The sequence below is a fragment of the Tabrizicola sp. BL-A-41-H6 genome (assembly GCF_050632395.1).
GTDB lineage: Bacteria > Pseudomonadota > Alphaproteobacteria > Rhodobacterales > Rhodobacteraceae > JAUYQR01.
Map to the genome: position 1 here is coordinate 1,011,517 of NZ_CP192600.1, position 11,222 is coordinate 1,022,738.

Here is an 11,222-nt window from a genome sequence, read left to right on the forward strand (position 1 = left end):
CCATATTCTGAGCGCGGACCTGGCAAAATTCTGTCTCGGCGCTCTGCCTGCCGGCTTAGCGGGTTGCGTCGAAATCCGGGTCAGCGCCGGGGACCGGATCGTAGCCAGAGCCGCCCCAAGGGTGGCAGCGGCAAATCCGGTTGAGTGTCAGGTAGCCGCCCTTGAGGCCGCCGTGCAGTTCAAGTGCCTCAAGGGCGTACACCGAGCATGTGGGCTGGAAACGGCAACCGTGACCGACCCAGGGTGACAGCACCAAACGATAGGCCCGGACCGGAAGTGCCACGATTTGCGCCAGGGGCGTCATGGCTTGGTCCGGTGGACTGAGGCGATCGCGGCTTTCAGATCAGCCAGAAGGTCGGCATAGACGCGTGTAACCGTCGCTTCGGGCCGGGCCACGAGGACGTAATCCCAACCGGGATGACCAAGGTCTGGCAGCGTTTCGCGTGCCATCGCGCGAAGCCGGCGCTTGGCGCGGTTGCGCAGCACGGCGTTGCCGATCTTCTTGGATGCGGTAAAGCCGATCCGGATCGCCTGACTGTCATCGCCCCGGTTGCGGGCCTGCAGAAGGAACCCAGCCGTGCCCTGCCGTCGTGCCGAAGCGGCCTTAAGATAGTCGGCGCGCTTTTTCAGCACGCAAATCGAAACCGCCGGGGGCGCGTCGGGCGCTACGGCTGTTAAGCCTTGGCCCTTGTCCTCCGGCGGCGTCATGTCGAGACCACGTGAACCCCCGAAGGGGAACGATCAGGCGGAAAGCTTGTGACGGCCCTTGGCGCGGCGCGCAGCAAGCACGAGACGGCCGTTCTTGGTTGCCATGCGGGCGCGGAACCCGTGGCGGCGCTTGCGAACCAGGTTCGAAGGTTGAAAGGTGCGCTTCATCGCGGCTCTCCATCAGACGGTGCCCGAACCCCAAGGATTCGAGGGCGGATAACTTGAAGCCCGTCCTTTACGGGCGCTTCGCCCCCAAGTCAACGCGCGCTGACCGGATTTCCTGCAACATTTCACCAGCCGGGTGGCGGTTTTGTTTCAATGCGGCGGTGAAACGGTCGCCTACCATCAAGGCCGCGTGAGGCGGGTGTCTTTCGAGGCCGTGGCGGGCCATGTTGCGGCCAGAAAAGGATGCCCAGATGATGAAGCCCGCACCGCACAGTGCAGCCCCCACCGGCTGCCCTGCAGATCCTGCAAGACCCGGCTGGTTGCGCAAGCTGCCGATCCTAGTGATTCTGGCGAGCGCAGTGGCGGGGGTGGTGCTGCTGCGCGACGACCTGAGTTTTGCGGCACTCGCACAGCATCGTGAAACGCTTATTGCCTACCGCGATAGCCATTATGGGCTGGCCGTTATGGCCTTCATCGCCGGATATGCCGCGATTGTCGGGCTTAGCCTTCCGGGCGCCACCATTGCCACGTTGACAGGTGGATTCCTGTTTGGCGTGTTTCCCGGGGCGCTTTTCAATGTGGTTGCGGCCACTTCTGGCGCGGTGGTCGTGTTTCTGGCCGCCCGTGCCGGCTTTGGGCAGAGGGTTGCGCAACGGGTGGCCACGGGCGGCGGGGCTGCGGCACGGCTGCAGGCGAGCCTGCGCGAAAACGAATGGTCGGTGCTGCTTCTGATGCGGCTGGTGCCGGCGGTGCCGTTCTTCGTAGCCAACCTTATCCCGGCCTTTGTCGGAACATCGCTATGGCGGTTCGTGGTGACGACTTTCGTCGGCATCATCCCCGGGGCTGTAGTTTACACCTCGGTCGGCGCGGGCCTTGGCGATGTCTTCGCGCGTGGCGAAACACCCGATCTGGGGGTGATCTTCACGGCGCCCGTCCTGTTGCCCATTCTGGGGCTGGCGGCCTTGGCAGCCTTGCCGCTCGTGATAAAGACCTTGCGGAAAGGGCGCTGAGATGGAGCGGATCGAGACAGACATCTGCGTCATCGGCGCAGGCTCCGGCGGGTTGTCGGTTGCGGCGGGCGCGGTTCAGATGGGCGCCCGGGTCGTGCTGATTGAGGCGGGCGAGATGGGCGGGGATTGCCTGAACGCCGGGTGCGTGCCGTCGAAGGCGTTGATCGCTGCGGCCAAGGCAGCCGAGGCGCAGCGGCACGGGTTTCGCGGCGTGGGAGGGATGGAACCCGCCGTCGACTTCGGTGCAGTGAAGGACCACATCGCTGCGGTGATCGCGCAGATCGCCCCGGTCGACAGCCAAGAGCGGTTCGAGGGGCTTGGGGTGCGCGTGATCCGCGCCTTCGGACGCTTTGTCGGTCCGCGAGAGGTTGAGGCGGGCGGCTACCAGATCAGCGCGCGCCGGTTCGTGATCGCAACAGGCTCGCACCCCTTCGTGCCGCCAATCGACGGCGCGGACAAGGTCCCGTGGTTCACCAACGAGACGATCTTTGCCGCACGTGAGCGGCCCGAACATCTGATCGTGATCGGCGGCGGGCCGATCGGTGTGGAGATGGCACAGGCGCATCGGCGGCTTGGGTCCTTGGTGACAGTGATCGAAGGGGCCAAGGCGCTGGGACGCGAAGATCCCGAATTGGCCGCAGTGGTGCTGGAGGCGCTGCGGGCCGAGGGCATTGTGTTGCGTGAAGGCCTGCAGGTAGTGCGGGTTTCGGGCGGGCCGGGTGCCATTGAGGTGGCGCTGGCAGACGGCACGACAGTGCGGGGCAGCCACTTATTGATGGCGGTCGGCCGCAAGGTTGCCCTTGGCGGAATGGGGCTTGAGGCGGCCGGGGTTCGGTATACCCCCAAGGGGGTCACTGTGGACGCGCGGCTGCGGTCATCAAACCGCAGGGTCTTTGCGGTGGGCGATGCCGCTGGTGGCCTGCAGTTCACCCACGTTGCAGGGTATCACGCGGGAATCGTGGTGCGCCAGGCTTTGCTGGGTCTGCCCGCCAAGGCTACGATGCGCGCGATGCCACGGGCGACCTATACCGACCCTGAACTGGCCCAGGTCGGCTTGACCGAAGCCGAGGCCCGCGATGCCTACGGCGCTGCGGTTACTGTCGTCAGAGCCGAGTTTGCCCACAATGATCGGGCAATCACCGAAGCCAGGGACAACGGTCTGCTCAAGGTGATGGTGGTTCGGGGACGACCGGTGGGTGCTTCGATCGTCGGCCCTCAGGCGGGGGAGTTGATAGCGCTTTGGGCGCTTGCGATTTCGGCGAAACTGAAGATGTCGGCAATTGCCGGGATGGTGGCACCCTATCCCACGCTGGGCGAAGTGTCGAAACGTGCTGCGGGAGCCTATTTTTCCCCGAAACTCTTTGATAATGCTGCGCTGAAGCGTCTGGTGCGGTTTGTGCAGCGGTTCGTTCCCTGAACCCAGAAGCAACCCGGGGGGACTGAGACAAGGTGAAGCGGAGCCGGTTCCTCAAGACCCTGTCGGGGCGGTTTTTGCTTCTGACCGTCATCTTCGTGATGTTGGCGGAAGTTCTGATCTTCGTGCCGTCGATTGCGCGGTTTCGCGCGGATTTCCTGCTGGAGCGGCTGAAGCAAGCCCAGATCGCTGCGCTGACGCAGTTGGCGACGGCCGACATGATCACGCCAGAACTCGAGCGGGAACTGCTGGCCAATGCCGAGGTGTTCAACGTGGTGCTGCGGCGCGACGAAGTGCGCCAGCTTATCCTGTCGTCACCGCTGCCGGGCGAGGTTCATGATACCTTCGATCTGCGCATGGCCGGCCCGTGGGAGCTGATCCGCGATGCGGCCGGTGTGCTGATCGATCCGCAGAACCGGATTGTGCGGGTGATCGGCAACCCGGTGCAAGACGCGGGCAGCCTGATCGAAATCACGATGGAAACGAAACCGCTGCGCGTTGCGATGATCGACTATGGTCTTCGCATCCTTGTGCTGTCGGCCCTGATCTCAATCGTCACCGCGTTTCTTCTATTCCTTGCGGTCCAGCGATTGCTCGTGGTGCCGATTCGCAGGGTGGTGCGGCACATGCAGGCCTACGCCGAAGCCCCCGAGGATGCGCGCCGGGTGATTGAGCCTACTGCGGATGTCGAGGAATTGCGGGTTGCGGAAGAGGCACTGAAATCTATGCAAACGCAGTTGACCGGGGCGCTGCGGCAGAAGGAACGGCTGGCGCAGCTTGGTGGCGCCGTCGCCAAGATCAGCCATGATCTGCGCAACATCCTGACCACCGCACAGCTTTTCGCCGATCGGATCGAAGGCAGCGCCGACCCGGCGGTTGCACGAGCAGCACCCAAGCTGGTGGCGTCGATCAGCCGGGCGGTATCGTTGTGCGAGGCGACGCTGGCCTTCGGCAAGGCCGAGGAGCCGCCGCCGCAACTGCGCCGCCTGTCATTTGCGAAGCTGGCCGAAGAGGTGGCAGAGGGCGAGGGGCTTGGCGCGGAAGGGCAGGTGACCTGCCTGATCGACGTGCCACAGGGCCTAACGATCCGGGCTGACGAAGAACAACTTTATCGTGTGCTGGCAAACCTCATCCGCAACGCGCGTCAGGCGATCGACGCCAAGGGTCAGCCCGGCACCATCGAAATCTCGGCTGGTGAGGACGAGGCGGAGTGGTACGTCCGCGTGGGTGACACCGGGCCCGGCCTGCCAGCGCGTGCCCGCGAGCACCTGTTCTCAGCCTTTCAGGGTGGTGCGCGCAAAGGTGGAACTGGCCTCGGGCTTGCCATTGCGGCCGAACTGGTGCGCGGTCACGGCGGCAGGCTTGAACTGGCGCGGAGCGACGCGGAGGGCACCGAATTCGTGATCCACTTGCCGAAAGAGACAGCCGGCGCAGAGCTTTGATGCGACCGGTGATTTCACCCTTGCATTGCCGGCGGCGGGGGGCTACATCGCCCGCAATTGCGGACCCGTAGCTCAGCTGGATAGAGCATCAGACTACGAATCTGAGGGTCGGGCGTTCGAATCGCTCCGGGTCCGCCATAAAATCAAGGGCTTAGCCATATATGGCTGAGCCTTTTTTCGTTCAGGGTAACGCCTGGGGTAACGCTTGTTGTCCACTGGAGTCTACGGGCAGCCACCGCCGACCCTTCCACTTTCCGTCACGGCTGTCGAATCATCAATCGTTTCTGAGTAACGCCAGGTGCGGTCCGCCCCTGTTCCTACCTGCATCAACGCCCAGTCGGCCTCAAACTGTTGCCGGAACGCCGACAGTATCAATGTGGCAAGCTCAACGTCACTGTCCAGATAATGCTACGTCGGGAAGAAGCTGATCTTCTCGCACACGTTGCCAACATCCCTCATCCGACTGCACAACCTTGCACGTATCGATATGAAGAGCAGGGTCGTGGCCGCGCTTGACGTGCCAATGCCTTCAAAACGGCCTGTAGAACAACATAAGGTACCGAACGAGGAAGAGGCGGACCGAAAAGCTGCAAGTAATTTCCGGACGGAAACCAAGTCGCAAGTCGATGTCAGGAGTCGCCAGGGCAGCGAGGAAATGTCGATGAGGAGAGAACCGGGGCACGTGGGCGATCTAAAGTGATCTCACCGCCCTTGATGTCTCTACCGGAGAGCCCAAACAGGTTGTACGCTGCGACTTCAATAATGTGGAAAGTTGACAGTTGCCCACTTGTTCTTCTTTTCTGAGCGCACCCGTCGAACCGCCGCGCTCGCGCGAGGAGCATCTTGAGCTTGCTGATCCCGACTTCCAGCGAGACGTCGATCCTAAATCACGTTCTCATCAAGAACAGCAAAATGTCCTTTGGTGTCCGATCCAAGTATCAGGGCAGGGCAGTTCCATGGGAGGAAATGGCTGATGGTGCTAAATGAACAGTTCGCGACGATGCGTCGGTTGATTGAGCTCCGATACCTTGTGGGATTTCTAGGAGAGAAATCTCAGCGTGCCTGGTGGCCCACGTCCTTCTACGAAGCGTCAAGCATCCGGTTTCTCGAGCCGGTATTTTCGCGGTCAGCACCTCTCGCACAGTACCATGGCGCAGTGGAGGCGGCACGTCGGTTCCACGACGAAAACTTGAGCGTGGGTTCGTTCCATCTTTTTCGGCTTCCAGAAGAGATCGAACAAGACCTCCATGAAATGGTGCGGGCACAGCCACTCGAGCACTTTGATCCCAGCTTGATCGTTGATCGGGCGACGGCTCTGAACGCTCTTTCCAACGTCGGCCATGGAACGGCAAATGAGACTGTCGGGCCTGTGCTGGTTGGGAAGATCGACGAACTCCGCACCTCCGCTCTTTTGGATAAAATTGGCGCGATCTACCAGAGGGCGCTGTCATCCGACACGCACGCTCTTCCTTACATGGTCGCATGATGGAAAGGGCGCCATACACAACTCAGTTGCAGGCAGGGCTTGGCCTTGTGAACGAGACGAGAGCTCTTCTCGAGTTATGGTCACCGGGCATGTCGGCGAGCAAGTTACATGACATTGCCCTCAAATCTGGGAGATTTCCGGAGATTACTGCGCGGCGCCTGCGAAACATTGTCTCAGAATGCTTCGCGCCGCGTTATCTGACGGAAGATGGCGGACCAGCACTGCATTTGAAGAAACTTTCCGCCGCACTCCCTGCATCAGAGCTCATTCAGCTCATGCTCGTTTTTACGAGCCGGGCGAGCCCTATTCTTGGCGACTTTATTCGCGATGTCTACTGGGTGCGTTACGCTGGCGGCTACCAAGAGATCTCCAGCGAAGACGCACGGGTGTTCGTGGAGCGGGGAATTGACGATGGGAAGACATCGAAACGGTGGTCTGAATCGACGATCCGACGAGTGTCTGCATATCTAACCGGATGTTGTGCAGACTACGGTCTGCTTGAACGCGGGTTACGGTCAAGTCGTCGCATTCTTCCGTTTCGGATTTCAGCCACGACAAGCGCCTATCTTGCATATGAGCTCCATTTCCGAGGCATCGGCGACAATGCCGTCCTGACCCATGATGACTGGAAGCTCTTTGGGTTGGAGCGGGACGACGTACTTGAAGAGATGAAGCGTCTCTCGCTGAAAGGCCTCGTCATCATCCAATCCGCGGGAGATGTCGTGCGGGTCGGCTGGAAGCAACACGACATGGAGGAGCTTTGCGATGTCCTCGCTAAGGGCTGACTTTGACGAACTTCGTGAGAGGATTCGGCATGGCCGCGAGCTCGGGCATGCGAGCTTCGAGCCGATCTACTACCTCATCTTTTCTCCGGAGCAGATTTTGGAAGTTAAGCGGCAAACCCCGGCTTGGGAAGCAAAGCTGCACCAAGAGGGATGGGACGTCCACGTCTTCTCGGTGGCTGAAAATCTGTGGGAACTTCTGCAGGAAGACTCCTTCTGGTCACTGTGCGTCCAACAGGACAAAGCCTCACCGGGTGATTGGGCGCGAACGAACCTGTCGCTGGCCGACATTGTTGCGAATGGTGGCGGCTTATTGCGCAGGTTAGAAGGCGCTCTAAGGCCCCTGGAGGGCAACCCGAGTGCATTACTCTTGGTCACAGACCTCGAGGCGCTGCATCCATTCCTCCGAATTGGCGCGATCGAAAGCCAACTCCAAGGCAAGTTTCATGTCCCAACAATCTTCCTCTATCCGGGAGTTCGCACAGGAAAAACACGCCTCAAGTTTCTCGGATTCTACCCCGAAGATGGCAATTACCGCTCTGTCCACGTTGGCGGCTAGAGGCAGAAAGGTTTCAGGGATACAAAAATGAGCATTAGATCTCTCTTCGATCCGAGCAAGGACATCTACAGGACCATCGAGAAGGTCATTACATATGGCGCTGCTCAGGAAGATCGCCTGAAGTCGGAAATTTCTGAATACATTGTCACTGAAAGCATCGAGGAGCAGTTCAGACGGCTTCTCGATCGCATGCAGCTCGCAATGGAAGCGGGCGGTCAAAACGAAGTGGGTGTGTGGGTCTCAGGCTTTTATGGATCGGGCAAAAGCTCCTTCACGAAATATTTGGGTCTTGCATTCGATGACAAGCGCACGATTGATGGAACTCCGTTCATCAAGTACCTACAAGACCGACTGCACAAGCCTCAAACCAAAGCCCTTCTGAATACAGTTGCGCAGCGATTCCCGGCGGCCGTTGTGATGCTCGACCTGGCGAGTGAGATGCTGGCAGGCGCGACGATGGAGGAGGTTTCCACCGTCCTGTATTTTAAGGTGCTCCAGTGGGCCGGCTACTCCCGCAACCTCAAGGTCGCGGCATTTGAGCGGATGGTCGAAAAGGATGAACGTACTGATGAGCTTCATCGACTGATCGCCGAAGCACTGCCAGGAGCGACATGGGACCGCGTACAGAACAATCCTCTCGCAATTGATGGCCTGATCCCGAAGATTGCGCACGAGATGTATCCAGCGTTGTTCCCAGAAGCAAAAAGCTTCTCTTCGAGCACAGACGGATTCTTCCAGTTCGAAGATCAACGCGTTCAGGAAATGATCGACATTGTTCGTTCCAAGAGCGGCAAGCAAAACATCATCTTTATTGTCGATGAAGTCGGTCAATATGTTGCCTCGCGCGACAACCTGATCCTCAACCTAGATGGTTTAGCTAAGAACCTAAAGCGTCTCGGAAATGGCAAAGTCTGGATCATCTCAACGGCCCAGCAAACGCTTACCGAAGACGATCCGCGGGCCACACTCAACTCAGATAAGCTTTACAAGCTCAAGGATCGTTTTCCGATTCAGATCGATCTGGAATCCAGTGATATCAAGGAAATCTGCTACAAGCGTCTGCTTGGAAAATCGCCCAGCGGTGAGGAGCAACTTGGGAAGCTGTTTGACGCACACGGTCAAGCTTTGCGACACAACACGAGGCTCCAAGACGCAAAATACTACGATGCTGACTTCAGCCGTCAGACGTTCATAAACCTCTACCCGTTTCTCCCCGCTCACTTTGACATTCTTCTCCACTTGCTCGGTGCACTGGCCAAGTCGACTGGCGGCATTGGCCTTCGATCGGCCATCAAGGTGGTCCAGGATGTTTTGAAGGGTGAAGGCGGAACAACCGCCATGGCAGATCAGCCGGTTGGCTGGCTTGCGACGACCGTTACGCTCTATGACGAACTTGAGAAGGACATTCGACGAGCTTTCCCGTCTGTACATCAGGCCGTCGGTAAGGTGCTCATCCGCTTCCCAGACGGCGCCTTGCACCAGGATATCGCAAAGTCAGTCGCGGTTCTCCAGATCCTCGGGAATTTGCCGGTCAGTGTGCAGAATGTCGCGAGCTTGATGCATCCCTCAATCACCTCAGCATCCCAACTCAACAAGGTGAAGGAAGCTGTTGATGAGATGCTGGGAGACGTGCTGGTTCCGCTCGGAGAGAAGGACGGGAACCTTGTCTTCTTGAGTGAGAAACTTCGTGACATCGAGCAAGAACGCGGGGCCCTCGCGCTTCGCTCCGTCGATGTCCGGCGGATATTCAGCGACTCTGTACGTGAAGTGTTCGACCCTTTGCCAAGGGTCAGTCTTCACGGAACGTTGGCTGTTGCATCTGGGATCAAGGTCCAATCTGGCAGCGCGGTGACAAGTCTGGCCGGAGATCAGAACACCGTCCAGACGGTCCTGGAGTTGGTTGCTGCCGCCGACTATGATGCAGCGCGCAACAGGATGCTCGATGACTCTCGTAGCCGTACTGGGCGGAACATTATCGGTCTGCTTGCGCGCTCCAATCCGGAATTGGATGACCTAGCAAACGAAATCTATCGGTGCCAACGTATTGCCGAACTTCGTCGGAACGAACCCGACCAGGAGGTCCGCGACTACTGCTCTAGCCAAATGGACAGGGCGGTCAAGCTGGCCACGCAACTTCAAAGCAAAATCAAGCAAACACTGCAAGCTGGGTCGTTCGTCTTTCGTGGTCATGCGACAGCTGTGTCTGCTCTTGATCCCAATCTACTGGATGCAGCCAAGAAGCTCCTTAATGAGGTGGCGACGCAGGTGTTCGATCGCTACGTCGAGGCTCCTGTACGTGCAGGTACCGATACTGCTGAGAAATTTCTGAAGGTGGCCAATCCCGCTGCGATAAGTAGCGGGATTGATCCGCTTGGCCTCGTTCAGACCACCTCCGGTCGAGCGTCATTCAAGACCGACCACAAGGCGATGACAAGCATTCGAGACTACATCGACAAACGCGGCACTGTAGATGGGAAGCGGCTGCTCGACGACTTCAGTAGCGATCCTTTCGGATGGTCGCCCGACACGACCCGCTACATTCTTGCCGCCATGCTGATGGCCGGAGAGATTAAATTGAAGGTCTCCGGTCGAGAAGTGACCGCCGCTGGACAGCAGGCCATCGACGCGCTCAAGACAAACAATTCGTTCAAACAAATTGGCGTTTCTCTTCGGGACGAGCGTCCGTCCAATGAAACGCTTGGCCGCGCCGCAGACCGTCTGACGGAATTGATTGGCGACGTTGTCATTCCGCTTGAACAGGAGATCAGCAAGGCTGCAGCAAAGCATTTTCCTCGTTTTCAACACGACTACGGATCGCAGGGAGAGAAGCTAAGCGGTTTGGGGCTTGCTGGAAGCGACCGTGTCAGAGTGATGAACCAGGAGCTCGCGGACGTCCTGTTCACCGACGCGTCAGACGCACCGCAGCGGCTGGGCGCGGAGACGTCAGCCCTCTTTGACAATCTCAAGTGGGCGCTTGAGGTGAAGCGTGCGCTGGACAATGGCCTTGATGGAACTCTGCGCGAACTCCAGTCTCATCGCCAAGATATCGAAGCGCTCCCTGATACAGGTGTACCAGGTGAACTGCGGAATGAACTCAGCGAAGACATGTCGGCACTCTCCGAGCGCCTAAAAACAGAGGACTTCTTCAAGCACAGCGCAGACTTCAGCTCGCTGCTTACACACGTCAAAGGCCGCGTCCGTGAGGCTGTGATCTCGCTTTCTGGCCAGCAAAAACAGCGCATCAAGGAAGGTGCGGAGGAGCTTCAGCGCGTGCCTGAATGGGGGGAGTTGACCCAGGAAGAGCGCGGCAGCGCCATTGGCCAGCTGGACGGTCTTGAACTGACGGCGACCCACGACCTTTCGGGCCTGCGCAAGCTGCTTGCCCGTGACTATGACATCAGCAGCACGATCGAGGATCTTCGGCGCTCGATCCAGCGACAGGGCCAGGAACGCATTCGACAGCGGATCGAGGACGAGCGCGCTGAGAAGGGCAAAAAGGGCCTGGCCAGGTTCGAGCAGGCGATTTCCGTGCCCACCAAAATGACATCGGCAGCGGACCTGGATGCGCTCATACTCAAACTGAACGAGATCAAAGCGCAGCTCGCGCTCTACGACGAAATCGAAGTCTCATTCAGCTTCGGCAGTGAGGATTAGAG

General features: G+C 59.1%; 10 protein-coding genes and 1 tRNA gene. 8 read left to right on the forward strand and 3 right to left on the reverse strand.

Annotated elements, in window-relative coordinates; translation table 11 throughout:
* Positions 1-55: 55 nt before the first annotated feature.
* The 3 genes from yidD to rpmH are packed head-to-tail and all read right to left on the reverse strand — an operon-like array spanning position 56 to position 876.
* On the reverse strand, positions 56-304 hold the full coding sequence (yidD, locus tag ACROUL_RS05145) for a membrane protein insertion efficiency factor YidD (RefSeq protein WP_431298450.1): 249 nt from the start codon (positions 302-304) through the stop codon (positions 56-58).
* Positions 301-708: a ribonuclease P protein component gene (gene rnpA, locus ACROUL_RS05150; RefSeq protein WP_431298451.1), complete on the reverse strand. Its 408-nt coding sequence runs from the start codon at positions 706-708 to the stop codon at positions 301-303. Before rnpA ends, yidD begins: the two co-directional genes overlap by 4 nt.
* Before the next feature lie 33 nt (positions 709-741).
* Complete coding sequence (rpmH, locus tag ACROUL_RS05155; protein ID WP_125324946.1) at positions 742-876, reverse strand: 50S ribosomal protein L34; 135 nt, start codon at positions 874-876, stop codon at positions 742-744.
* Positions 877-1,124: 248 nt separating this feature from the next.
* Here rpmH and ACROUL_RS05160 point away from each other — a divergent pair, with 248 nt between their 5' ends.
* The 8 genes from ACROUL_RS05160 to brxC all read left to right on the forward strand — a co-directional run bounded on the left by ACROUL_RS05160 (position 1,125) and on the right by brxC (position 11,220).
* Entirely contained in the window at positions 1,125-1,883 is a 759-nt protein-coding gene (locus ACROUL_RS05160) for a TVP38/TMEM64 family protein (RefSeq protein ID WP_431298452.1), read from the forward strand.
* A 1-nt stretch (position 1,884) separates the two neighbouring features.
* On the forward strand, positions 1,885-3,300 hold the full coding sequence (locus tag ACROUL_RS05165; RefSeq protein WP_431298453.1) for a dihydrolipoyl dehydrogenase family protein: 1,416 nt from the start codon (positions 1,885-1,887) through the stop codon (positions 3,298-3,300).
* A 98-nt stretch (positions 3,301-3,398) separates the two neighbouring features.
* Positions 3,399-4,739: a sensor histidine kinase gene (locus ACROUL_RS05170; protein ID WP_431301249.1), complete on the forward strand. Its 1,341-nt coding sequence runs from the start codon at positions 3,399-3,401 to the stop codon at positions 4,737-4,739.
* A 61-nt stretch (positions 4,740-4,800) separates the two neighbouring features.
* Positions 4,801-4,877: transfer RNA gene (locus ACROUL_RS05175), tRNA-Arg, on the forward strand.
* Positions 4,878-5,712: 835 nt separating this feature from the next.
* The gene (locus tag ACROUL_RS05180) at positions 5,713-6,225 is read left to right on the forward strand and encodes a BrxE family protein (protein WP_431298454.1); all 513 of its coding nucleotides are present in this window, start codon (positions 5,713-5,715) and stop codon (positions 6,223-6,225) included.
* Positions 6,225-7,010: a DUF1819 family protein gene (locus ACROUL_RS05185; RefSeq protein WP_431301250.1), complete on the forward strand. Its 786-nt coding sequence runs from the start codon at positions 6,225-6,227 to the stop codon at positions 7,008-7,010. The genes ACROUL_RS05180 and ACROUL_RS05185 overlap by 1 nt, the downstream gene beginning before the upstream one ends.
* Positions 6,991-7,566: a BREX protein BrxB domain-containing protein gene (locus tag ACROUL_RS05190; RefSeq protein ID WP_431298455.1), complete on the forward strand. Its 576-nt coding sequence runs from the start codon at positions 6,991-6,993 to the stop codon at positions 7,564-7,566. The genes ACROUL_RS05185 and ACROUL_RS05190 overlap by 20 nt, the downstream gene beginning before the upstream one ends.
* Before the next feature lie 27 nt (positions 7,567-7,593).
* Positions 7,594-11,220, forward strand: a complete 3,627-nt coding sequence (gene brxC / locus ACROUL_RS05195) for a BREX system P-loop protein BrxC (RefSeq protein ID WP_431298456.1) — start codon at positions 7,594-7,596, stop codon at positions 11,218-11,220.
* Positions 11,221-11,222 lie beyond the last annotated feature (2 nt).

Excerpts from the sequence above, each read along its gene's own strand:
- ACROUL_RS05160 (WP_431298452.1), top strand. The coding sequence starts at position 1,125 with ATGATGAAGCCCGCACCGCACAGTGCAGCCCCCACCGGCTGCCCTGCA.
- ACROUL_RS05180 (WP_431298454.1), top strand. The coding sequence starts at position 5,713 with ATGGTGCTAAATGAACAGTTCGCGACGATGCGTCGGTTGATTGAGCTC.
- ACROUL_RS05185 (WP_431301250.1), top strand. The coding sequence starts at position 6,225 with ATGGAAAGGGCGCCATACACAACTCAGTTGCAGGCAGGGCTTGGCCTT.
- ACROUL_RS05170 (WP_431301249.1), top strand. The coding sequence starts at position 3,399 with ATGTTGGCGGAAGTTCTGATCTTCGTGCCGTCGATTGCGCGGTTTCGC.
- ACROUL_RS05165 (WP_431298453.1), top strand. The coding sequence starts at position 1,885 with ATGGAGCGGATCGAGACAGACATCTGCGTCATCGGCGCAGGCTCCGGC.
- rnpA (WP_431298451.1), bottom strand. The coding sequence starts at position 708 with ATGACGCCGCCGGAGGACAAGGGCCAAGGCTTAACAGCCGTAGCGCCC.
- ACROUL_RS05190 (WP_431298455.1), top strand. The coding sequence starts at position 6,991 with ATGTCCTCGCTAAGGGCTGACTTTGACGAACTTCGTGAGAGGATTCGG.
- yidD (WP_431298450.1), bottom strand. The coding sequence starts at position 304 with ATGACGCCCCTGGCGCAAATCGTGGCACTTCCGGTCCGGGCCTATCGT.
- rpmH (WP_125324946.1), bottom strand. The coding sequence starts at position 876 with ATGAAGCGCACCTTTCAACCTTCGAACCTGGTTCGCAAGCGCCGCCAC.
- brxC (WP_431298456.1), top strand. The coding sequence starts at position 7,594 with ATGAGCATTAGATCTCTCTTCGATCCGAGCAAGGACATCTACAGGACC.